The sequence below is a fragment of the Ruminococcus sp. 210702-SL.1.03 genome (genome assembly GCF_020559915.1).
In the GTDB taxonomy this organism is placed as follows: domain Bacteria; phylum Bacillota; class Clostridia; order Oscillospirales; family Ruminococcaceae; genus YE71.
In genome coordinates, this window is sequence record NZ_JAJCLZ010000001.1 from 18,922 (window position 1) to 41,923 (window position 23,002).

The 23,002-nt window shown below is 51.1% G+C and carries 27 protein-coding genes; 4 read left to right on the top strand and 23 right to left on the bottom strand.

The window, feature by feature from the left end:
* Positions 1-8 precede the first annotated feature (8 nt).
* From LI114_RS00095 to LI114_RS00160, 14 genes are all read right to left on the bottom strand, one after another.
* Positions 9-899, bottom strand: a complete 891-nt coding sequence (locus tag LI114_RS00095; protein WP_227218326.1) for a polyprenyl synthetase family protein — start codon at positions 897-899, stop codon at positions 9-11.
* Between the two features lie 25 nt (positions 900-924).
* Positions 925-1,110 carry an exodeoxyribonuclease VII small subunit gene (xseB, locus tag LI114_RS00100; RefSeq protein WP_227218328.1) on the bottom strand — a complete coding sequence of 62 codons (186 nt, stop codon included), beginning with the start codon at positions 1,108-1,110 and terminating at the stop codon, positions 925-927.
* Positions 1,111-1,113: 3 nt separating this feature from the next.
* Entirely contained in the window at positions 1,114-2,322 is a 1,209-nt protein-coding gene (gene xseA / locus LI114_RS00105; protein ID WP_227218329.1) for an exodeoxyribonuclease VII large subunit, read from the bottom strand.
* Positions 2,322-3,272: a peptidase M22 gene (locus tag LI114_RS00110; RefSeq protein WP_227218331.1), complete on the bottom strand. Its 951-nt coding sequence runs from the start codon at positions 3,270-3,272 to the stop codon at positions 2,322-2,324. Before LI114_RS00110 ends, xseA begins: the two co-directional genes overlap by 1 nt.
* Positions 3,265-3,720, bottom strand: a complete 456-nt coding sequence (gene nusB, locus LI114_RS00115; protein WP_227218333.1) for a transcription antitermination factor NusB — start codon at positions 3,718-3,720, stop codon at positions 3,265-3,267. Before nusB ends, LI114_RS00110 begins: the two co-directional genes overlap by 8 nt.
* A gap of 19 nt (positions 3,721-3,739) precedes the next feature.
* A complete protein-coding gene (locus LI114_RS00120; protein ID WP_227218335.1) occupies positions 3,740-4,084 on the bottom strand; it encodes an Asp23/Gls24 family envelope stress response protein in 345 nt (114 codons plus the stop codon).
* A gap of 358 nt (positions 4,085-4,442) precedes the next feature.
* Positions 4,443-4,997 carry a SpoIIIAH-like family protein gene (locus tag LI114_RS00125; protein WP_022128151.1) on the bottom strand — a complete coding sequence of 185 codons (555 nt, stop codon included), beginning with the start codon at positions 4,995-4,997 and terminating at the stop codon, positions 4,443-4,445.
* A gap of 48 nt (positions 4,998-5,045) precedes the next feature.
* Positions 5,046-5,579 (bottom strand): stage III sporulation protein AG, encoded by a 534-nt coding sequence (locus LI114_RS00130; RefSeq protein ID WP_227218337.1) that lies wholly within the window; start codon positions 5,577-5,579, stop codon positions 5,046-5,048.
* Positions 5,576-6,040, bottom strand: coding sequence for a hypothetical protein (locus LI114_RS00135; RefSeq protein ID WP_022128153.1), 465 nt, complete (start codon positions 6,038-6,040; stop codon positions 5,576-5,578). Before LI114_RS00135 ends, LI114_RS00130 begins: the two co-directional genes overlap by 4 nt.
* Positions 6,041-6,052: 12 nt before the next feature.
* Complete coding sequence (locus LI114_RS00140; protein WP_227218339.1) at positions 6,053-7,168, bottom strand: stage III sporulation protein AE; 1,116 nt, start codon at positions 7,166-7,168, stop codon at positions 6,053-6,055.
* Positions 7,169-7,186: 18 nt separating this feature from the next.
* Positions 7,187-7,576, bottom strand: a complete 390-nt coding sequence (locus LI114_RS00145; protein WP_227218341.1) for a stage III sporulation AC/AD family protein — start codon at positions 7,574-7,576, stop codon at positions 7,187-7,189.
* Positions 7,576-7,773 carry a stage III sporulation protein AC gene (gene spoIIIAC, locus LI114_RS00150; RefSeq protein WP_022128156.1) on the bottom strand — a complete coding sequence of 66 codons (198 nt, stop codon included), beginning with the start codon at positions 7,771-7,773 and terminating at the stop codon, positions 7,576-7,578. Before spoIIIAC ends, LI114_RS00145 begins: the two co-directional genes overlap by 1 nt.
* An 18-nt stretch (positions 7,774-7,791) precedes the next feature.
* Complete coding sequence (locus LI114_RS00155) at positions 7,792-8,274, bottom strand: stage III sporulation protein AB (RefSeq protein ID WP_227218344.1); 483 nt, start codon at positions 8,272-8,274, stop codon at positions 7,792-7,794.
* Entirely contained in the window at positions 8,267-9,196 is a 930-nt protein-coding gene (locus tag LI114_RS00160; protein ID WP_227218346.1) for a stage III sporulation protein AA, read from the bottom strand. Before LI114_RS00160 ends, LI114_RS00155 begins: the two co-directional genes overlap by 8 nt.
* 213 nt (positions 9,197-9,409) lie before the next feature.
* On the opposite strand from LI114_RS00160, the gene LI114_RS00165 reads away from it, so the two are divergent.
* From LI114_RS00165 to LI114_RS00175, 3 genes are read left to right on the top strand one after another with little or no spacing between them, the layout of a single operon-like run.
* On the top strand, positions 9,410-10,378 hold the full coding sequence (locus LI114_RS00165; protein ID WP_227218348.1) for an AAA family ATPase: 969 nt from the start codon (positions 9,410-9,412) through the stop codon (positions 10,376-10,378).
* 21 nt (positions 10,379-10,399) lie between these two features.
* On the top strand, positions 10,400-11,599 hold the full coding sequence (locus LI114_RS00170; protein WP_227218350.1) for a DUF58 domain-containing protein: 1,200 nt from the start codon (positions 10,400-10,402) through the stop codon (positions 11,597-11,599).
* A gap of 12 nt (positions 11,600-11,611) precedes the next feature.
* Entirely contained in the window at positions 11,612-14,209 is a 2,598-nt protein-coding gene (locus LI114_RS00175) for a transglutaminase-like domain-containing protein (protein ID WP_227218352.1), read from the top strand.
* 345 nt (positions 14,210-14,554) lie between these two features.
* On the opposite strand, the gene LI114_RS00180 is transcribed toward LI114_RS00175, so the two are convergent.
* Positions 14,555-15,247 carry a YoaK family protein gene (locus LI114_RS00180; protein WP_227218354.1) on the bottom strand — a complete coding sequence of 231 codons (693 nt, stop codon included), beginning with the start codon at positions 15,245-15,247 and terminating at the stop codon, positions 14,555-14,557.
* 114 nt (positions 15,248-15,361) lie between these two features.
* Between LI114_RS00180 and LI114_RS00185 the strand changes: the two genes are divergently transcribed.
* On the top strand, positions 15,362-16,237 hold the full coding sequence (locus LI114_RS00185; RefSeq protein WP_227218355.1) for a LysR family transcriptional regulator: 876 nt from the start codon (positions 15,362-15,364) through the stop codon (positions 16,235-16,237).
* 37 nt (positions 16,238-16,274) lie between these two features.
* Here the strand turns inward: LI114_RS00185 and LI114_RS00190 are convergent, their stop codons facing one another.
* The 8 genes from LI114_RS00190 to LI114_RS00225 form a co-directional block, all read right to left on the bottom strand.
* Positions 16,275-16,478 carry a hypothetical protein gene (locus LI114_RS00190; RefSeq protein WP_227218357.1) on the bottom strand — a complete coding sequence of 68 codons (204 nt, stop codon included), beginning with the start codon at positions 16,476-16,478 and terminating at the stop codon, positions 16,275-16,277.
* Between the two features lie 6 nt (positions 16,479-16,484).
* Positions 16,485-17,855: a thioether cross-link-forming SCIFF peptide maturase gene (gene scfB / locus LI114_RS00195; protein WP_227218359.1), complete on the bottom strand. Its 1,371-nt coding sequence runs from the start codon at positions 17,853-17,855 to the stop codon at positions 16,485-16,487.
* A 79-nt stretch (positions 17,856-17,934) separates the two neighbouring features.
* Positions 17,935-18,078: a six-cysteine ranthipeptide SCIFF gene (scfA, locus tag LI114_RS00200; RefSeq protein WP_022128165.1), complete on the bottom strand. Its 144-nt coding sequence runs from the start codon at positions 18,076-18,078 to the stop codon at positions 17,935-17,937.
* Positions 18,079-18,167: 89 nt separating this feature from the next.
* Positions 18,168-18,575: a TIGR04086 family membrane protein gene (locus LI114_RS00205; protein WP_227218361.1), complete on the bottom strand. Its 408-nt coding sequence runs from the start codon at positions 18,573-18,575 to the stop codon at positions 18,168-18,170.
* Between the two features lie 49 nt (positions 18,576-18,624).
* Positions 18,625-20,142, bottom strand: coding sequence for a glycosyltransferase family 39 protein (locus tag LI114_RS00210; RefSeq protein WP_227218363.1), 1,518 nt, complete (start codon positions 20,140-20,142; stop codon positions 18,625-18,627).
* A 152-nt stretch (positions 20,143-20,294) separates the two neighbouring features.
* A complete protein-coding gene (gene yajC, locus LI114_RS00215; protein ID WP_022128168.1) occupies positions 20,295-20,621 on the bottom strand; it encodes a preprotein translocase subunit YajC in 327 nt (108 codons plus the stop codon).
* A 107-nt stretch (positions 20,622-20,728) separates the two neighbouring features.
* Positions 20,729-22,126 carry an NADPH-dependent glutamate synthase gene (gene gltA / locus LI114_RS00220; RefSeq protein WP_227218365.1) on the bottom strand — a complete coding sequence of 466 codons (1,398 nt, stop codon included), beginning with the start codon at positions 22,124-22,126 and terminating at the stop codon, positions 20,729-20,731.
* The gene (locus LI114_RS00225; RefSeq protein ID WP_227218367.1) at positions 22,119-22,955 is read right to left on the bottom strand and encodes a sulfide/dihydroorotate dehydrogenase-like FAD/NAD-binding protein; all 837 of its coding nucleotides are present in this window, start codon (positions 22,953-22,955) and stop codon (positions 22,119-22,121) included. The genes gltA and LI114_RS00225 overlap by 8 nt, the downstream gene beginning before the upstream one ends.
* Positions 22,956-23,002: the final 47 nt, after the last annotated feature.

The window sequence follows — 23,002 nt, forward strand, 5'->3', positions numbered from 1 at the left end:
CACACGACTCAGCTTCTTCTGTGCAGCAGATATTCGGTCAGATCACGCAAAAATTCGTTATCGTCAAACTGCTCAAGGATCAGCAGCGCCTGCTCGGTGAGTCTGTCAGCCTCCTTTTGCGCACCCTCGATACCCAAAGCGGTAACGTAAGTGCTTTTATGCTGTTCGGCGTCGCTTCCGATAGGTTTTCCAAGCTCTTCAAAAGATCCTGTAACGTCGAGAATATCGTCCACTATCTGGAACGCTCTGCCAAGTGCCTGCGCGTAATCGGCGGCGGCAGGTATCTTCTCAAAATCGCCCGCAAGGATAACGCCCATCACGCAAGCCGCCTCGATAAGCGCGCCGGTTTTGTGCGCCTGAAGCAGGTCAAGCTCTTCAATGCTTATCTCCCTGCCCTCAGCGCCAAGGTCGATTATCTGACCGCCGATCATGCCGTTCACGCCGACAGCTTTTGCCAGCACGGAAACGAGCATGATAGCCGTCTGCGCAGAGATAACGCCCTCAGTCGCGGCGTCTGCGATAGCTTCAAAAGCCAGTGTATTCAGCGCGTCGCCCGCAAGCAGAGCGGTAGCTTCGCCGTAAGCTTTATGACAGCTCGGCTTGCCGCGTCTGTAATCGTCGTCGTCCATACACGGCAGATCGTCGTGTATCAGCGAAAAAGTGTGTATCAGCTCGATGGAGCAAGCGGTCTTCATCAGCCCCGAAGCGTTTCCGCCGCACATACGGCAAAATTCCAGCATGAGTATCGGGCGCAGGCGCTTGCCGCCCGCCGTCAGCGAATAGTCCATCGCCTCGCAGATATTCTCGCGCAGTGTGGGCTTTTCGGCAGCGAATTTTTTCAGCTCCTCGTTTATCATCTCGCTGTACACGTTGAGTTTTATCATTGAATTTTCAGTCATTTTCATTTCCTCGATATGTCAAAGATCAGTCCTGAGCGTTTTCCACCGAGAGCTTCGCCGAATCAAGCGCGTTTTTGCAGCTTTCCGCCAGCGCGCTGCCCTCCTTATAAAGTGCGATAGATTCTTCAAGCGAAAGCTTGCCGCTTTCAAGCTTCTGAACTATCTCGTCAAGACGTTTCATCGAATTTTCAAAATTTACAGCTTCGTTCATATTTTATACCTCGTTGATCTCAGCACACCCAGTGATCTTCGCCGTTACGGCAAAATCTTTGAAACGGATAGTCACCTCGTCGCCCTCGCTGAGCTGTTCCACTTCGGTAACTGCCGCGCCGTTTTTCAGCGTGATAGCGTAGCCGCGCTCCAGCACCTTGTACGGATCCATAGCTCTAAACGCCGCGAGTTTTTTCTCAAGACGTGTTTCTAAGCAGTTTAATATTTTTTTATATAATGTGTTTAATCTCCGCAGAGTGTCATCAAGAACTTTCTCATTTTTCTCTATATCTTTCAGCGGAGAAGAATTTTCCAAACGTTTTTCAATCTCTGCAAACCGCGCAACACGTCCGTCGATGTCTGAGATGAAAGTTGCGTTTAACCTACACAGCATCTCGTCAACCGCTGCTTTCATATTTTCCAACTGTGGAGCGCATATCTCCGCCGCAGCAGAAGGCGTAGGCGCGCGAACGTCAGCAGCGTAGTCCGCTAAAGTAGTGTCAGTTTCGTGACCGACAGCGCTTATAACAGGCGTTTTGCAGGCAGCCACCGCAAGTGCAACTTCCTCAGTATTAAATGGCATCAGATCTTCAAAAGAGCCGCCGCCGCGCGCTAAAATTATAACGTCTACGCCGCTAGCGTCCGCCTTTTTCAAAGCTTCTGCGATTGTCGCCGCTGCCGCTTCGCCCTGCACCTGCGCGGAGTATACTTCCAACGTTCCTACTGGGTATCTGCGCTTTAATATATTTATAACGTCCTGCAAAGCAGCGCCGCCCAGCGACGTTACAGCGGCTATTTTTTTCGGCAAAGCGGGCAGCTGCTTTTTACGTTCAGCAGCGAATATGCCCTGCTTTGAGAGCTTTTCTTTCACAGCGTTAAGCTGCATAAATTTTGCGCCGATACCCGCAGGAAACATCTCTGTCGCGATTATTTGGTACGCGCCGTTAGGTTCATATACTTCTATACTTCCCGAGCAGATAACGCTCATACCGCTCTGCGGCATAAAGCCGAGCCTGCCCGCCGAGCGCGCGAACATCACGCCTTTCAGCAGCGAATTTTCGTCCTTCAAGCTGAAATACGCATGACCCGATTTATAATGTATCTTAAAATCAGAAAGCTCGCCGCGCACGGTGACGTTTTTCAGCTTCAGATCTCCGCCGATCTTCAGCGAAATGTACCTGTTCAGCTGCGAAACGCTAAGGATCGAAGACATCAGATCAGTCCTTTCATCAATGCGGCGTAAAGCGCCATGCCCGCGGCGTTGTCGCACGAAAAATCGGGAGCGGCAAAGTCAGCGCCGAACTTTTTTCTGAGCGAGTCGGCGATAAGCTTGTCTGACATCACGCCGCCCGCGTAAAGCACGGGCAGTTCGCCGTATTCAGCGATAGCCGCGCGGGTGACAGCCGCCACAGCGCTCTCCACCGAACGCAGGCAAAACGCCGCTATGTACGAGCTATCCGCACCGCTTTCAAACAGCGCCCTGCACTTATTTTCAATACCCGAAAGCGAACATTCGCAGCCCTTTATCACAGGCTTTATTCGAATCTTTTCTTCAGACTGCACCGCCAATTTTTCAAGCTCTGCGCCGCAGGGAAATCTCAGACCCAGCATAACGCCGCAGCGGTCTATCGCCTGACCTGCTTTGAGGTCGGAAGAACCGCCAACGCGCGTGATCTTTATCAGCTCATCGCCGCCGCAAGGCTCGCAGAGCAGCATATCGGTAGTACCGCCGCTGACGTGAAATGCGTAAAAACTTTGACGCTGAGCTATCCACTCCAGCTTTTTCGCCGAGTATAGCGCCGCGAGAATGTGGCCGATCTGGTGCGTAGTTCTGAAAACCTGCACGCCCGTCACCGACGATATTGCCGAAGCCGCCGACACGCCCGCCAGAAAACATGGCATATACGAGCCTTCGCGGCAGGATGGTCTGTCGCTGACGCCGACTGCACACACATCGCGAACCGCACCGTTCAGCCTTTCAAACATCTGCGGCAAAAGCGAAGTGTGGTGGAAAACCGCGTCAGACTGACGTATGCCCTTTTCGCCAGCTTTCACAGGCAAAAGCTGCTTAGCCTGCACAATACTGCCGTCCGCCGCATTGTAAACCGCGGTCGAGCAGGTGTAATTCGAAGTGTCAATGCCTAGAGTGCGGAGGTCACTCATTATCTTCCGCCGCTTTTTTGCCCGCAGTTCTAGCCGCTTCACTGCGCGAGAATGCGCCAAGAACGCCGTTTATGAACGCAACGTCAGGCTCTCTCGCGTACTTTTCCGCAAGACCAACCGCCTCGCTTATCGCTACGTTTACAGGCACTTTTTCCGCGTAGATAGCCTCGTAAAGACCAAGACGCAGTATCGCAAGATTTATCTTAGCGATTCTCTCAATGCTTCTTTTCTTTGAATATTCAGCGATTATAGCGTCGAGATCTTCGGCTTTTTCGTCGATATTTTTAGCGAGAGCCAGCGACTTTGAGCTGATATTCAGTTCGTCAGCGCCCGCCTCTTTAGTTATCTCAAAGATCTCGTCAAGGGGATCGTTTCTAAAAAGCTTTTCAAAATACAGGATAAAAGCGCCCTCTCTTACCTCGCGCACCTCTCTTTTTTTATTTTCCATGATTTTACACATCCTTTTTTTAGACTTCTATGTCAACTATCTTTACATCTACTCTCGCAACTGCCATTCCGAGCGTATTCTGCACTGCGGATTTTATCGTGCTCTGCACTCTTTCGGCAGTTTCCACGGCAGAAGCGCCCTCTTTGAGCACAACGGCTATAGAAACAAAAAGTACGTCGCCGTTGAGCTTTATCTTGATCTTGCCGCAGTTGGTCTTTCCCGCAAGCAGCTTTATCGGGTCGGCGGGAGCTTTCGCTATCGCGGCCACGCCCGACACAGAGCACGCCGCGCGGCTGACGGTCTTGGTTATAACTTCGTCGCTCATATAAAGGCATGATTCGGTATTATTATCAATTTTATTCATACTTGCAGTTCCTTTCCGCTCAAATTCTGAGCCGCTGTGCGTTTTTATACGTTACGGCACACTTTTATTCATTATAGCATATTTTTTCGTTTTATACAACGCTATAACCATTTGTTTTCATTTGCTTAACAATTGATACATATTTTATCCTGTAAAAAAACTTCATCATCGCCCGCATAATTATATAATTTATTCGGGCATGATTTTTACGGAGGTAATCCCACATGTCAAAATTGTTGATAATAGCAGCCGTGCCTGCCGGCAGTCCGCACATTCATCAAGGTATGCAACTCGCTTTCAAAAAAACGGCATAAAATAAAGGCAACGCCGCTTTTTTCCAACGGCATTGCCACACTTGTCATTCTACATCGTAGATCCTAATATTTTCCGCAGGAACGCTCACCTCGCTCAGCAAGATGTCTTTGATCTGCGCAGCTTCTGTCTGTATCAGCCCATCCGCAGTCTGCACCACAATGTTCGCGTTTTCACCATCGAGGTAAACAACACAGTCGCTGAAACCCGCCGCTTTTATCAGATTTTCTACCTTGCTCTCTTTCTCGATAAGCCCCGTCATAGCCGCCGCTTCTTCACTAGCCGCTTCCTGCTCCTCAGGGGTGCTGTCGCCGCCGCCGATTATATTTTGCAGCGTTTCAGCCGCCTTATCGCGCGAAGCAGTACGCTCCATGCGAGCTTTTGCAAAATAATCGCTGCCGTTCTCCTCAGCCTGCACGAGCTGTGCATCGCCGTAATTTATGTTTTTCGAGTTGACTTTATCGGTAGCCTTTATCCCTCCCGAAGCCGTCATTGCGTAATTGACGTAGATAGCCGTGCCGAGCACCAGCGTCATGCCCGCCAGCATTATCTGCCGCTTGCCGATTATAAAGCTGAACTTTTTGAAATTTGGTTTTTTCATTGCAATTACCTCCGTTTGAACTTTTGTCAAGATATGTAACGCGGCTACTCACCGCGAAGGTTCTACGCTTATCTTTGTGCTTGGCAGACCCAGCGCCGCCGAGACCGCGTTGACTACCCGTTCGCGCGTGCGGTCGTCGTTCGCACCCTCGCACACCACCACTGCCCCGCTTATCTGCGGGGTCATTATTTTTTTCAGCACCGGTTGTGTTTTGCCGCTTGCGCCCGCCAATATCACCTGCCCCGACTTCTGAGTGTCCTCGCCGCCCGACTGGCTTTTTCGGCTGACATCGTACTGCTCGGCGTAAACGTACTCTTTCGTACCGCTCACCGTTATCATAACGTCCGCTTCGCCAACGCCGCTTATCTGCGAGATTATGCCCGTGAGCTGTTTCTCGATATTCTCGCGGTAGCGCTCGCTCTCGTCTAAAGTAAGCTCGCTCTGCTGTGCGGTGTCGGCGGAGTTCTTATCGGGCAGAAGCTCCGAGCCAGCTATCAGCAGTACGCCAGCCGCGCCGAGAATAAATATCAGCCGCGTGCGCTTCTTGCCGTCTTTACAAAGCTTTTTCAGCTTATCCGTCATTGTATTTTCACCTCGATCACGGCTTCGGGTATCAGCCCGCGCACGGTCTGCTCCGCCTGCGAAACGCTTTCGGGCTCGCTGTTTTCAGTCAGCGTGATCTCTACCCTCTCAGCCTTTATCTGATTATATTCACCGAGCGAACAAACTATGCCGACCGCCGCTACATCAAAGCCTTTATCTTTTAGCTGTGCGGCAAGCGCCTGCTCCGCCGTGCTCTCGCTCTCGGCTATCACCATGTTTTCGTAGTCAGCGCCGCGTTCGGGATCATCTGCAAACGGCGAAGCGCCCAGCGAAATATCCATACCCCCGCCGAAAAGGCTCGCGAACATACATACAGCCAACGTCAGCCCACACACCAGCCCCATCTCCCTTTTCATTTTTTCCGCCGAAAGCAGCTGCACCGCCGATGTCAGTATCGCGCAGAGGCAGGCTGTAAGCACGGCGTTTTTCAGCGTTTCCATTATCCCGCCCCCTTAATTCGTCCCCGCCGCCATCATCACCACGGCGGTCGAGATTATAAACATCATGCAGAAGCAGAGCATAGTGCTCAGTGCGGCGGAGATCGCGTAGCCTGTGCTTTTCAGCAGCTCGGATATTTCGCACGCGCCAAGCAGGTCGGCGATAAGCTTCGCCATGCCGAGGACTATTTTTATGCATATCAGCTCGGCGAAGGGTTTCAGCATCATCACCCCCGCGGCAACTATCCCGAGCGTACCGACACTGCTTCGTATCACGCCCACCCCCGCGTAGACCGTTGAGTAAGCTTCTGAAACCGAGCTGCCGATTATCGGGATAAAATTGCTCGCGCCGAATTTTACAGCCCTAGCCGCCGCGCCGTCCGCCGCCGCACCGCTGAAACTTTTTATCGTTATCATGCCAGTGAAGATCGTCATGAGCGCAGTCAGCGTGAAGCGCACGGCGTTTTTCAGCGACTCCGCCGCCGAAGAGAAGCGCAGGTTCGGGTTTATAGCAGCCGTGAAAGAGAGCGCCATGAAAACGCTCAGGAAAGGCATTATCAGCCTGTTTGACACAAAAGCGATCAGTTCGCAGACCCCGAGCGCCGAAGCGTAATACCCGCCGCCCTCTGTTAGCCGCCCCGAAGCCGCCGTAACCGAAGCGTATATCGGTATATACGCCAACATAAATTCGCCCAGTCTGTCGAGAAATCCGCAAACGCTTTGGAACGCGGCGTAAACACTGCCGTATATCACCGTGACGCTGCCCAGCACGCTTACGGCGGAAAATGTCTGCGAAGCCCCGCCGCGAGCCATGCTTGCCGCGAGCGACGAAAGCATTATCACAGCACAAAGCCTGGCGAAAACCCTCAGCGGCTCGGTCATCTGCTCCGCCAAGGCGTTCCAAAGCGCGGATAATATGCCCGAAAAGCTGAGCTTTTGCGGGTCGCCGAGATCGGGATCTTCGGCGATCGTCTGCTTTGTTTCATCGTCCACCGCTTCATTCAACCGCTCGGATATTCGCTGCGAATAATCGCTCTTTGCCGAATCGGCAGACTGATGTGCGCAAACTTTCAGCGGGAAGATAAGCATTATGCAAACTGCGCAGACAAGCGTTAAAACTATCTTTTTCATTGCAATTCCTCGGAAATATCAGATCATGAGCAGCGTGCGTACCATCTCGGCTGCGGCTGAAAAGAGCGGCAGCGCGGTGACGAGAATAGCCGCCTTGCCCGCCAGCTCTAGCTGCGAAGCCATGGCGTTCTCGCCCGAATCACGGCAGCAGTCGCAGCCAAGCTGAGTGACGAAGCAGATGCCCAAACTTTTGAAAATGATCTTCAAATACTCGCTCTGCATACCCGTCTGCTGGAAAATATCCTCGAGCGCCGCCGAGATCTCACGCCAATTATCCAAAAAGCGCAGCGTAATAAGGCAAGCCGCCGCCACCGAGCAGACAAGTTTCACCTCGGAGGCGACCCCCGCGAGCGGCTTTATCAGCACGCAGGCGGCTATGCAGAAAAGCGCGGCTGTAAGAATGTCCATCAGTAAAACCCAAAAAGCGTTTTTATCGTGTCGAAAAGCTGCGCTATTTGGTCGATTATCATCATAAGCACAACGATCAGCCCCGCCAATGTCGTCATCATAGCCTGCTCGTCCCGCTCGGCGCGTTTCAAAAGCTGCGCCAGCACCGCCACAATTATTCCGACGGCGGCTATTTTAAAGATCAGATCTATTTCCATTCGCTATCCTCTTTTTCTCTACAAAAGCATCACCGCGAAAAATATCCCGCCCAACAGACCAAGACTTTTCGCGAGCTTTTCTTTTCTGCGGCACTCGGGCTCGCACTTTTTTCGCCGCTCGGCAAAATACGCCGCCGCGCCAGCTATACGCTGCTGTTCGCAAAGCTTGTCTGCGCTGCCCAGTCTGCCAAAAAGCGTGCAAAGCTTCTGCACGTCCTGTTTGGTAAGTCCGTCGGGGCAACGCTTTATCGCTTCGCAAATTCGCTCGGGGTCGGCATTTTCGGGCAGACGCATGATAAATTCGGGAGCGCTCCCCTTTCGCAGCTCGCTAAGCATGATCTGCACGGTAGGCGCTTCAAATTCGAGCATTATCATCATCTGCGCGAGCATATCTTCAACGCTTTGCAGCGCCAGCCTTTGCTGTTTAATCTCATCAGCCGCTGCCGAACCTGCCGCCGCTCCCGATACCGCCAGCAGCACCGCACCCACAAGCTCAATCATCTTTCAGCTTATAGAACGCCGTCAGCCGACCGCACATAGCGCCCGTTCCGAGCATCGCGGCGAAGTCGAAATACCCCTGCTTCATAAGTCTGCCGACGGCGGGGCGCTTTTTCAGATCGTCAAAATCAGCGGCGTGGCAGGTGCACACCAGCCGCACGCCCGAATTCAGCGCGTACTCCAGTGCTTCGAGATCGCCTTTCGCGCCTATCTCGTCGCAAACCAGCACGTCGGGCGACATAACTTTTACCGCCGTGACGACCGCCGCCGATTTATCGTAAGCATTGAAAATATCACTTCTCGCGCCAACATCGTTTTGCGGCTCGCCCTCATAAACGCTTGCAAGCTCGCCGCGCTCGTCGATAATGCTTACCCGCCGCCGCTCGCCGAGAAGACGGCAAAGGTCGCGAAGAACGGTAGTCTTGCCGCCGCATGGCGGAGAAGCTATCACCAGCGAAGCTAGTCCATCGGAAAAAGCACGGTCGAATATCGCCTCGGCACAGCCTATCACCTCGCGGGCGATGCGAATATTTATGGAAGATATATCCTTTACAGAAGTCACCTCACCCACTCTGTCGCTGACGGCAGTTCCGCAAAAGCCTACGCGGTTGCCACCCTCACAGGTAATGTAACCCTGCGCCATCTCGCGCGGAAAAGAGTGCACAGAGCCGCGAAACGCGCGGGTAAACACCTGCGAAATATCCTCTGCCGTGACCTCGACAGCGCCCTCGAACGAATTCATAAAGCGCCCATCGTATGTAAGAAAATACTCGCGCCCGTAAAGCACCGCCGAAAGGCTTCTGCCTCGGCGCAAACGCAGCTCGGTAATTTTTTCACGCTCGCCCTGACCCGCACTGAGCACCGCGGCTTTCAGCCTATCGGGCAGCAGAGCCATAGCGTATGAAAGCTTTGAACGCTCTCTCATAAAAGCGCCACCTCCGTTTTTTGCAAAACGCATCTTGCGGCAATGCCGACAGCGCGTCCCGTCTGATAAATACTATGCCGCCGCGGGAAGATATATTCGCAAAAATATAGCGCAAAAAGCTGTAAAAATGTTTCAAAACTATTGAAATAAAAAAAGCATTATGTTATAATTAAAATGTATGCTGAATTTTTTAATGGCAAGGAGAACAAAATTATGCAGAACGAATTATCAGATGAACAGAAGCAGGTGCTGGAGATGTGCCACCGCGTTATCCGCGAGATAAAAAAGGTGATCATCGGCAAAGACGACATTATTATAAAGGTGCTGCTTTCGGTACTGGCGGGCGGCCATGTGCTTATCGAGGACATACCCGGCGTTGGCAAGACCACCCTCGCGCTGGCGCTTTCAAAGGCGCTATCGCTGGAGTACAAGCGCGTGCAGTTCACACCCGACGTACTGCCCTCAGACCTCATAGGCTTTATGGCACTCAACAAAAAAGCGGGCGAATTTGAGTACAAGAGCGGCGCTGCACTCACAAACCTTTTCCTCGCCGACGAGATCAACCGTACTTCCTCAAAAACGCAGTCGGCACTGCTGGAGGTAATGGAAGAGGGCAAGGTAACGGTAGACGGCAAAACCTACAAAACTCCCGACCCATACATCGTAATAGCGACGCAGAACCCTATCGGCTCTATAGGCACGCAGATGCTGCCCGAATCGCAGATGGACAGATTCATCGTGCGGCTGACTATGGGCTACCCCTCGCTGCAAAACGAGGTGCAGATGCTAAAATCAAAGCACGCGCAGGTTTCTATCGACGAAGTACAGCCTGTTTCATCAGCCGCGCAGGTATCACGCGCGGTGGCTGTTACCGACGATATTTACGTTGCCGACCCCGTGTTTGAATACATCGCTTCGCTGGCGGCGGCTACGCGCAATCACCCGTGCGTAAGGCTGGGACTTTCGCCGCGCGGCACGATAGCCCTGCTGAAAATGACGAAAGCCACCGCCCTGCTCAACGGCAGAGATTTCGCTATACCTGACGACACGCTCTACGCTTTCAAGGACGTTTGTATGCACCGCATACTGCTCAACTCAAAGGCGAAAATCAACGGCATGAACACCGAAAGCGTGCTGAAAGAGATAGTAGCCGCCGTGCAGATACCAAAAATAAAGAGATAAGTCGATTACAGGGACATTAAAATGATTTTTATATATCTTGCAATGCTGATAATATCAGTATTGTTTTACATACTTTACAAGGGCGTTATATCGTTCCTAGTACTGATATTCGTGTTCGCCGTGCCGATAGTAATGCTGACGATGCTTCTTATCTGCCGCAGAAAGATAACCGCGGCGCTTAGGCTAGAAAATTCGCGCTGTACGTCGGGGCAAAGCATACCCATCGCGGCGGAGCTTACCAACCCCACGCTGATACCTGTACTGAACTGCGAGATAACGTTTGAGATAACTCTCGCTTCGGAAAACAGCAGTGAAAAGATACGCATAAACACGCCCATTTTTCCGCGAAATATGCAGCGGCTCTCGGCTTCATTTTCATCGTCACACTATGGACTGGTGCGGTGCAAAATGATCTCGGTGAAGATCTACGATATGCTTCGGCTTTTCCGATTCAAGCTGCCTGCAAAAAAGCTTAACCATATCAACTGCGAAGCGATAATACTGCCGAAGCAGATAGACCTTGAAAACACCGTTTCTGACTACTCAGACATCGGGCTGGAGAGCGAAAACTATTCGGCAGTAAAGGCGGGGGACGACCCATCAGAGATATTCTCGATACGCGATTACAGCGACGGCGACAGGATGAGCAGAGTACACTGGAAGCTTACCGCGAAAGAGGACAGGCTGATGGTAAAAGACTACTCGCTGCCGCTGGCAGACAGCTTTTTCATCGCCGCGGACACATACATACCGCCGCAGTTTTCGGGGCACAGCGCCGAGATATACGACACTCTAGCGGTCATGACGACATCTATATCGCAGCTTTTATGCCAAAACAACGCGCGGCACATCGTCGGCTTTTTTGACGATAGGTCGCAGGAAGCGGAGTTTATAAAGGTAGATGAAGAGGGCGAAAGCATAACCGCCTGCGTGCGGCTGATGATGGCGGGCTGCTGCAACAAACCCTCGCGGCTGGTGAACGAAATACTTGAAAGCGGCGACCAGCGGCGCAGGTACGGACACATGATCTGCATAAGCGCGATATACGATGCCGCCTACGCGGAAGCGCTGATATGCTCGGGGCTTGCCTGCCGATACACATTTCTGATATGCGGCGGCGGAGCTGACGGCACAGAGTTGGCTGGCGACCACGCGAATGCCGAGATAGTACGAATAGACCCGAAAAATGCCGCGGCGTCGCTGGCGGCGCTGACGCTGTAAAGGAGTATGGATATGAACAGACGAAATACTTCTAAAAATACAGTAGGCATATCGGGCAAAATGGCTTGCGGAAACGGTATATCGTTCCGCTCAGACATAGGCTTTTCGCTCGAGAAAGACCCCGGCCGCGGATTTTACCCGCTTGTACAGTTTGCAGTTACCGTGATCTCTTCGCTGGCGGCGGTATTTATGCTGATAAGCTTTCTCAGCAGCGAGCTTGGGTACATATCGCCCACTCCGCTTATCGTCAGCATTTTCGCTACGGCATTCGCGGTACTTCTCGTCAGCAGAGGCGGCAGATTTCTAAAAATATCGGGCGCGGCTTTTCTGATACTTGAAACGGTATATGTGATGTTTCAGCTGAAGACTGCGGTCAACGGACTGCTCTACAGCGCTTACGCCTACACAGTGAAAGCGAAGCTTTCGGTACCCGCATTTTCACAAATGATAACGGCTTCCTCAAAATACGACGCGCAGATATTCTTTCTGACGCTGGCATTTCTGATAACGCTTGGAATATCGCTGGGCTGTATTTACTACACAAATTTCCCGATACTTTTCTTATGCACCTTCCCGATTTTCGAGATGGGCGCGTTTTGGGGCTGGGAACCTGCGGCGTGGACATTCCCTGCGATGGTAACCTGCTGGATAGTTATACTCTCGCTGAACCTCATAAACCACACCACAAAAAAGCGCGGCAGTACGAACACTTTTGCCGTTTACAAGCACAAAAAGACGTTTTATCTGACGTCTGAGGGCGTGAAAAAGCGCTTTTTCGGCTTTGCGGCATCTATGGCGGCGGTGGTATGCGCGGCGGTCTTCATTATCGCGGCAGGCGCTTCGATGATAATGGACTCGTATCGCAGTCAGCAGACCGACGAACTGCGCGTGAAATTATCGAACGATTTTCAAGACTTTACCAACAGATTATCAAACAAAGTGAACCTCTCGCCGAACGATTTTCCTGGCAGAGGCAAGATGATAGGCGGCACGAACGGCGGCAGACTGGGGCTTTACGACAAGATCACATTCAGCGGCAACACGGCGCTGAACGTCTACTGCGACAAACTTGACGAACCTATGTATCTGCGCGGCTATACGGGCACTGATTACACCTCAAACTGCTGGAACCCCATCGAGCTGAACGACGACATTCAGCAGAATTTCACAGCTGACGGCGACACGGCGCTCGACTACGGCTGGCTTCGCAGCAGCGAGATCACGCCTGTTTCGAGCATCGAGATAAAGGCGATTAATGCCAACAAGGAGGTTATCTATGCGCCGTACAACGCCGATTACACCGACTGCGACAACGTCAAAGAGCAGAAATACGAGGGCATGATCTCGCCGAAAAAGGGTTCGGAAAAGTACAAGCTCAGTTACGCCGAGGGCGACGCGAGCGGCGAAAAGTTTGCAGACCTTGCCGACGAGCATTCAGATTATAACGAATATGCGCTTTACAGTTCAGATTTCGGCAGCGTGCCCGACGACCTCAAACCTCTGCTGGACGAGATATTGCAGGAGCGCACCGACACTGATCTGTACTCGACAGCGCAGTACATTTCGGATTATTTCAACGAAAACAGCTTTAAATACACGCTCACGCCGGGCATAACGCCATCGGGTGAAGACTTTATCAGCTATTTTCTTACCGAGCAGAAAAAGGGCTACTGCACATATTTTGCATCTGCGGGCGTAATGCTGATGCGCGAGGCGGGCTTTTCGGCAAGGTATGTCGAGGGCTACGTTATCGAGCCTGCTCAGCAAAGCGATGCTAACGAGCGCATACGCGTCAGCGACCGCTGTGCGCACGCTTGGTGTGAAGTCTACATCGACGGGGCAGGCTGGTATCCGCTGGAGTTCACGCCCGGATTCGAGAATGACAATCCTAATCTGACGATGGACGAGCGTGTTGCCGAGAAGAGCGATTCGAGTGAGAGCGGCAATTCATCTGCGGCGAAAACCGAATCTATGTCATTCTCAAAATCGGAAAGCTCCAGCAAACGCGACACATCGTCGGCGGGCAAAAACAGCAAACCGAGCGCTTCATCGAAGAGCGGAATAGCTGATACGAGCAACGCGAGCGGCGATGGAAATGTCGCCGACACATCTCTCACAGGCAGCGGAACGGCAGGCGGCGGCTCAGGCGGAGCGAGTGTGAAAATAAACTCTGCAACGGTCGGGTACGTCGGCGGAACGGTGATATTCTTCTTGATACTCGCCGCGGCGGCGACCATACGCCGAAAGCACGGGCTTGAGAAAATGGACCGAGAGATAAATTTCGAAGACAACAGCGCGGCGGTCATTGCCTGCTACAAATATTATCTGGCGTACCTCGCGCTGGCAGGAATCGAGAGCCGCGAAAATTCGACCGACAGTCAGACGGCTGAAAAGCTTGAAAAGGCTCTGCGCGAGCGTTTTCCGCAGCTTTGCGACGGTTTCATGCAGCTATCCGAGCTAGCGATAAAGGCGTACATGAGCGCCGAGAAAGCCGACGATTCTGACGCGAACACTGCGCGCGTGCTGCTTTCTCAGGCGGCGCAGGCAGTTTACAGCCAGCTTGGCACGTTTGAAAAGGCAGCGGCTAAGTGGGGCAGGAATTTGTATTGAGTCAGTTTGGGTAAAATGGAAAAGGTCCGTACTTTTTGGGAGTACGGATCTTTTATTATGTTGGTCAAATTCCTGCACTTATCGAAAGTCCAATCTCCATTTCCAACCATCGAAAACGCTTAGTATAACGGCATTTCCAACTTCGCTGAAATATTCACCCCTCTAGTGATAACTCCGCTTTCGAGCCACCGAACCGAACGTCAGGGACAGCGCCAACAGCGCTGCTAAAAACTTTTTCATAAAAAAACCTCCATCTTATTTTTTAGGGAATAATATCCCTTTATAAAATAAGACGGAGAAACGCACGAAAAGTTGTAAACGAAATTATAATAAATTGTAAACATTTTATTTCATAAAATCAGCCTCGTGCTCGATGTCCTCTTTAATGAACATCAGCGCAAAGCACACAAAAAGCAGTGCGCACGACGCCCAGATGAGTTGTCTGCCGATGTGCTGAGCGGCTATTCCGCCTACGCCTGCGCCGAGTATGAACATCAAAATCACGAAAAAATACTGCCCCGACTGCCGCAAAAGCCGCCTCTCGCCAAGCCGCAGATACGCACTAAGCGACTCCATAGCGCTGCGCATATTGCCAATACACATCGTGCTCGCGTAAGAGTAGCCGTTGACCTTGCGGAACGCCTGCACCTGCATCGCGCACGAACACGAAGTCAGCGCGTTCGCCAGCGGGTCGAGCGTTTTCGTAACGGGCAGCAGACCCGTGATAAAGAGCAAAAATATTTCAATCGCCGCGATGAACTGCCGCCAGTGAAAAAGCTTCGAGTTTGAAAACTTCGCCCTAAGCTGTTCCGCAATAAGCACGCCAAGCGCGAACGCCAGTATCGGTATCAGATACCTTATGCCGCCCCTAACGTCGCCGCTGAAAAAATGCTCGCTCATCAGCACGATGTTGCCCGTTTGCGCGTTGGCGAAAACCTTGTCGCGCACAAAGTACGAGTAGGCATCCTGCAGCCCGCCCGAGATCGTCAGCGCCACCATTACCGAGGTCGCTTCCGACATTTGCTTTTTGCTTTTCATATCCCATCACTTTCCCTATTGACAATTCTTCTAATATATATTATAATTGACAATGCGGGATATGTAAAATATATGTTTGATATATCTGCAATACAATTTTGACATGGAGAAAATATGGATATAAACTACGAATATTACAAGATCTTTTATTATGCAGCCAAATACCGCAGCTTTACACGCGCCGCCAAAGCGCTTTACAGCAATCAGCCAAACATCACCCGCTCGGTCAGACTACTGGAGAACGAGCTTGGCACGAAGCTTTTTGAGCGCTCGAACAAGGGCGTTTCACTGACCGCCGAGGGCGAGCGGCTGTATGAAAAAGTCGCCGCGGCGATGGAGCTGATACAAAAGGGCGAGGAGGAGCTGCGTGCTGAGCGCGAGCTGAAGTGCGGCAGTGTGAGCATCGGCGCAAGCGAAACGGCTCTGCACGGCATATTGCTCGGCGTGCTGAACACCTACCGCAAAGAGCACCCGCACATCAAGATAAAGCTTTTCAACCATACCACCCCGCAGGCGATAAACGCGCTCAGCTCGGCGCTGGTGGACATCGCGCTGGTGACCACCCCCGCCGACATTTCCACTGGGCTTACGGCGCACAGCATACGCAGTTTCCGCGAGATACCCGTTTGCGGCGAAGAGTTTTCCGAACTGACGAAGCGCAAAATAACCCTCGCCGAGCTTGCAGAAATGCCGCTGATCTCGCTCGACAGGTCTACCAAAACATACGAGTTTTACAGCGAGCTTTTCCTGCGCCACGGTTTGAAATTCTCGCCCGACATCGAAGCCGCGACCGCCGACCAGATCCTTCCGCTGGTCAAAAACAATCTCGGCGCGGCATTTTTGCCTGAACCATTCGCAGTCGGTGGCGGCTTTTGCAAATTGGATATTGCCGAGGAAATACCGCGCCGCGAGATACTGCTCGTCCGCCGCACAGGCAAGACCCTCTCACCTGCCGCGCAAAAGCTCTGCGATATGCTCATTAGCAACTAAAATCGACCCGTTCAAAAACATGAGCGGGTCGAAATTTTTATCTTTTTAATCCGTATTTTTCGTAAAAATCGGCGACGTCCTGCTCGCTGCAAACAAGCTCTCTGTATAGCAGTTTCCGCGAAATGGGGTCGAAAAAGCCGATGGTCTTTTCGCCCGTGCAGGTCGAGCTTTCGATCTTCACTTCCATGCCGCGGCACTCTTCGGGAACGGAATGTCTGCGCGATTTTGAAAAAATGCTCACGTCAGTTCACTCCGCGGTGTCGAGCAGCTTTTCGGCTTTCAGCGCGATGGCACACTCTAGACGCTTCTTTTCGATGTCGCAGGAAAGCTTGTACGCGTTGTGGATATCGCCGGCGTAGATGTAATTGTTGGCGTTGCATCCGCCGCTGCAATAGAATTTCGCCCAGCACTTGCGGCACTCCGGCTTTGAGTAAACGTGCGCACGCGCAAAGTCCATCTTCATCTCAGTGTCGAAAGTGCCGTCGTTCAGCGAGCCCATTTTGTACTCGTCGATGCCCACGAACTGGTGGCAAGGGTAAATATCACCGTCCGGCGAAATTGCGACATACTCATTGCCGCAGCCGCAGCCGCGCAGGCGCTTGATAGCACATGGGCCTTGGTCGAGGTCAAGCATGAAGTGGAAGAAGTTGATAAATTTGCCGTTCGCGCGAATCTCTTTGATCTTATCCGAAAGCTTTTCGTACTCTTCAAAAATTCTTGGCAGATCAGCCGCCGTAAGCGCATAAGGCTCGTTCGGGTCAGCCATTACCGGCTCGATGGAGATCTGGTCGAAGCCCTCGTCATAAAGGCTGAGAATATCCTCGGTGAAATCCATGTTGTATTTGGTGTAAGTTCCGCGAACGTAGTATTCCTTATCACCGCGCTTTTCTACCAGCTTTTTGAATTTTGGCATAAATAAGTCATAGCTGCCCTTGCCGTCAACACGCTTTCTCATACGGTCATTGACGCATTTTCTGCCGTCTACCGAAAGTACAACGTTGTACATTTCCTTATTTATGAATTCGATCTTGTCATCGCTGAGAAGCGTGCCATTGGTGGTGATGGTGAAGCGGAAGTTTTTGTCGTGCAGTTTTTCCTGCTCGCGCGCGTACTCGACTATCTGCTTTACAACGTTGAAATTCATGAGCGGTTCGCCGCCGAAAAAGTCAAGCTCGAGGTTGCGGCGGTTAGCGGACTTTTGGATAAGAAAATCTATCGCCTTTTTGCCTGTTTCAAAGTCCATCAGCGTTCTGCCCTTGCCGTAATCGCCCTTGCCCGCGAAGCAGTATTCACAGCGCAGGTTGCAGTCCTGAGCTATAAGCAGGCACATAGCCTTTACAGGCGAAGCGACCGCCGAAAGGGCGTACTTCTCATAATCGTCCTCAGAGAACAGGATCTTATCCTTATAAAGCGAATAAAGCTCAGCATAACACTCACGCAGATCAGCCGCAGGGTACTTGCCGCTTAGCGCTTCGATAGCCGCCTGAGGACATTCCTCAGCGGGCGGGTCGGAAACGTAATCGAGCAGATCGTAAGTAAGCTCGTCGATAATATGCACACCGCCGCTGTTCACATCGAGCAGAATGTACATTCCGTTCTGTTTAAATTTATGTATCATTTGAAAACCTCCGTTACATCTATGCGCAAAAAATAAAGGGACATTCGGGGAATGTCCCTTTATGTAAAATCAAATCAGATCAAGCGTCTCTTTCGCACTTCTGGTTAGCTACTGTGCAGGAAGTCTTGCAAGCAGACTGGCAGGAAGCCTGACACTTACCGCAGCCGCCCTTTTCAGCAGACTGCTTGAGGTTAGCCTTATTGATCGTTTTGATATGCTTCATAGTTAGTTCCTCCAATGCTTTTTCTTATATTATACCATAATGCGCGCCTTATTTTATTAACATTCTGCTAACTCACGATAAATATTTTATCACAGCCTGAAACGTCTGCCGGCAGAGTTCACGCCGATGACTCCGCCGGTACCCGCACAGACCAGCGTCATGATAAGCTTTGCCGATGCCGAAAAGCCGCCCGCCGTGCCCGCAAAGAAGTACGAAAGCGCGAATATCACGAGAAACATGAACAGCCCGCAGCAAAGCCCCATCAGCAGACCGTTTCTGCGCCGTCTGCGCGAAGCCGTGTATCCGCCGACGTATGCTCCCACGCAGAGCGCCAGCGATGTGAGAACCGAAAGCACAGGCTCGGAAACATCTATCCTCGTCATTATGAACGAAAACAGCAGCAGACCTAGAAACACCAGCGAAAAGCCCGCCAGCGCCGATAACAGCATACCCGCCGCGCCCGATAGCAGGTTTCTGTAACGTTTTTTGCTCCGCATAAGCGCACCTCCATACCGTTTTTGCAAGTATATGCAGGTGCGCTGGAAATTATGCGGGGTGTATGCATTTGAAAATTTTGCTGAGCCATGCAGCTGTTATGCGCGCGCCGTGTGCCGACATCAGAATAAAGAGCGGCAGGAAATTTATCAGATAGCGCGAGCGCGTTTCCCATATCAGCAGGAAAAGTGCCAGCCCAAACACCGCCATCTGCACCATAAACATAGGCGTTACCCGCCTTTGGCGAACGCCGTATATGAACGAGATAGACATCAGAGCGAGCATCGAAAGCTGCATCGCTTGGCAGAAGACGTCAAAACCCCTGCCGCTTGTGAGCATATATTTGAGCGGTGTGCGGCTTGTTTCCTGCAAATGATGTCTCGAAAAATACTTGCCGTGTGCCCATGTAAAGTTTGATTTTTCCACAAGATGGTCGGTAAAAGTTCGCGGCGTGTAGTCCTTGATATGCTGTTTCAATCGCTCTAGGTCGGCGGCTTTTTTCTCCTCATATCCCTCATAATGGATAGTGTAGCGAAACTCCTCTTTGTTAAAGCCGCCCTCGTTGACAGCCGACATCATCACCCAGTGAATGGTCGGTATCCTGTGGCGTTCGAGCATTTCGCGCGTACTAATGCCTTGCGCCAAACCGATATTGAAAACCGTGGAATTGCAAACGAGCAGCGCCGCAACGAACATAGCTGACACGCCGGCGGCTTTGAGTGGACGAAGTCTGAAAAAGCAGTAGATCACCTCCGCCGCGAGCAGTACGCAAAGACTGCCTTTCAGCGTGTATCCAACGCCTGTAATAACCGCCGCGCCAGCCATCCAGCCGAAGAGAGCGCCGTTCTTTTGAGCGCGTGTGCCTCGGATAAAGCAGTAGAGCGCCGAGATAACAAACGGCATCGAGAGCGTATCGGTATAGAATATCGGCGTGTAGAGGTATATCGGCGGCAGTATCGCGGAGAAGATCGCAGCAAACATCTGCGTGCCCTTGTCTTTAAGCACCAATTTCGCCGTCATAAATGTCATAAATACTGAAAATTTCAGCAGAACTATGTTGAGTACCTGCGCCGCAAAGCTCGGGACTGTGCCGAATATTAGGTATATCGATCTGTAAAAGTAAGACAGCAGAAGCAGTATGCCCCAATTGTTTGGAAAGCGCGTAAAGTAATTCTCCTTGCCGTGAAGACCTGCGTACATGCCAGCAAAATTGCCGTCGCGGGCAAAATTCCGCGCAGCTGCGTCAACGTAGTAAGCGTCATGAACAGGCTTGTAATCCAGCCGAACAATAAGATAGATCTGGATCGCAAGCATAATGATACTGCAAACCGTGAACACCAGGTCGGGCGTAATGATTTTAGAGATCTTTTTTCCATTCGCTATACGCTTCAGCACGGCATACACGCCGACCAGAGCCGCAAACACAGCGACCGCCGCCAGCAGATAAACCGCGGCGCTGCCGGTTTTGTACGCCGACATATCGCCTATCGCGACCACCGCATTAGAGAATGTAAATATTGGAAAAGCTAAAAAGATCACAGAAAAAGCTATTTTGATCTTAGTTTTCATTTTGTTGTCCTCAAAAATTCTTGGCGGGTTTCATTTCTATATTTAATTCTTCAAAACCCGTGAAATTGTGACTATTTATTTATATATTTTTATTTTCGTCACAATATACAAAAACCGCTGTCGTATGTATGACAGCGGTTTTATAATTTGTCTTATTTTTCTCCGTCACCGTCGTGAACAGTGAGGTTCTTGGCGATAGCCCATTTCATGATCCTGATCTTGCTTCTGTCGCTTCCGGTTTCGATAACTACAGTATCGTCCTTGATAGAGAATACGATACCTACGATACCGCCGTTTGTAACAACTTCATCACCGATCTCAAGCGAATCGCGCATTGCTTTTTCCTTTTTCTCCTGCTTCTTCTGCGGGCGGATTATAAGGAAATAAAAGAACACAACTATAAGAACAAGCATGATAACAGATGACCACATACTTGCCGACTGTGCGCCGTTGGCGGTGTAAAGCATAATATTTGACATAACTTTCTAATCCTCCGATTTTAAATATATCTGTATTATACCACAAAAACGCTGTTCTTGCAATAGTATTAACAAATTGTTTTCAATCGAAAAGATTTTTGTTTATATCAGTTCTTGCCCTTGATGTACTCGTCGATAGAGGCAGCAGCCTTCTTGCCTGCGCCCATCGCGAGGATAACGGTAGCCGCGCCTGTTACAGCGTCGCCGCCTGCGTATACGCCTTCCTTAGTGGTCTGGTTTGTTTCCTCGTTTACGATAAGGCAGCCGCGCTTGTTTGCTTCTACGCCGGGAGTAGTACTTCTGATGAGCGGGTTAGGCGAAGTACCTATCGACATGATAACCGTATCTACGTCGATGACAAATTCCGAACCTGCGATCTCTACAGGGCGTCTTCTGCCGCTCTCATCAGGCTCGCCAAGCTCCATCTTTATGCACTCGATTCCGCAAACGTTGCCGTTTTCGTCGCCGATGATCTTAGTAGGATTATTGAGAAGCATGAACTCGATGCCCTCTTCCATAGCGTGGTGAACTTCTTCTTTTCTTGCAGGAAGCTCGTCCATCGAACGGCGGTAAACTATGTAAACGTGCTCCGCGCCAAGACGCATTGCCGAGCGTGCAGCGTCCATAGCAACGTTGCCGCCGCCGACTACCGCTACCGACTTCGACTTCTTGATAGGAGTTTCGTAATCTTCAAGGTAAGCCTTCATAAGGTTTATTCTGGTGAGGTACTCGTTAGCAGAGTAAACGCCTACCAGCGCTTCGCCATCAATACCCATAAATCTGGGCAGACCTGCACCAGAGCCTACGAATACAGCCTCAAAGCCGTCATTCATCAGCTCATCGATAGAAAGAACTTTACCGATCACCATATTGGTCATTACGTTTACGCCAAGGTCTTTCAGGTTGTCGATCTCTTTCTGAACGATAGCCTTAGGAAGTCTGAATTCTGGGATACCGTACATCAGAACGCCGCCTGCGGTATGGAAAGCCTCAAAAATAGTTACGTCATAACCCTGCTTAGCAAGGTCGCCAGCGCAGGTAAGACCCGAAGGGCCTGCACCTACTACTGCAACTTTATGACCGTTGCTCTGCGGCTTCTCGACCTTTTCAACTTCGTCAGCGTGATTCATAGCGTAGTCAGCGCAAAATCTTTCAAGACGGCCGATAGCTACGGGCTCGCCTTTTATACCGCGAACGCACTTGCCCTCGCACTGATTTTCCTGCGGACAAACTCTGCCGCTGATAGCGGGAAGGCTGTTGGTGGATTTGATTATATTGTAAGCTTCCATAAATTCGCCAGCCGCGACCTTAGCGATAAAGTCGGGGATGCGAACGCCTACGGGACATCCGCTTACGCAGGGTCTGTGCTTACAGTTAAGACATCTCTGAGCCTCAAATTTTGCTTCTTCTTCGGTATAGCCAAGACATACTTCCTTAAAGTTTCTCGCTCTTACCTTAGGATCCTGTTCGGTAACAGGAGTTTTTGTCATCTGCATATTAGGCATTGCGAACACCTCCTGTGAGTCTGCATAAATGAGCCTTTTCCTGTTCTTTATAAGTCGAGTTTCTTCTCATAAGCTCGTCGAAATCCACCTTGTGACCGTCGAAATCAGGGCCGTCAACGCAGGCATATCTGATCTTGCCGTCTACAGTAACACGGCATCCGCCGCACATTCCCGTACCATCGACCATGATCGGGTTGAGAGAAACGATGGTCTTTATACCGTAAGGCTCGGTGGTCTTACATACGAATTTCATCATAGGTACAGGGCCTATCGCGATAACTTCGTCAAACTTAGCGCCGCCGTCGATAAGCTCTTTTAGCTTATTGGTAACAAAGCCGTGGTAGCCTGCGCTGCCGTCATCGGTGCAGAGGTGAAAGTGTGTGCTTACAGCAGCCATCTCGTCCTCAAGGATAACTATGTCCTTGCTTCTGAAGCCTGCGATAAGGTCTACTTCTACGCCCATCTTGTGCAGAGCCTTAGCCTGCGGATAAGCGATAGCGCAGCCAACGCCGCCGCCAACTACTGCTACTCTCTTGACGTTGCCGTACTCGGTAGCAACGCCGAGAGGGCCTACTACGTCAAGTATCGAATCGCCCTCGTTGAGCATAGCGAGCTCTTTAGTAGAAGCGCCTATTGTCTGGAAGATTATAGTTATGCTTCCCTTTTCTCTGTCGTAATCTGCAATGGTAAGAGGGATCCTTTCGCCGTGCTCATCTACTCTATAAATGATAAACTGACCGGCAAGAGCTTTTTTAGCAATGAACGGCGCGTCGATCTCCATAAGTGTTATCGAGTCGTTCAGCTGCTTTTTCTTTAAAATCTTATACACTGTTTTTTACCTCCTGATTCATTTATGGCTGCGCCGAGTGGGCGCTA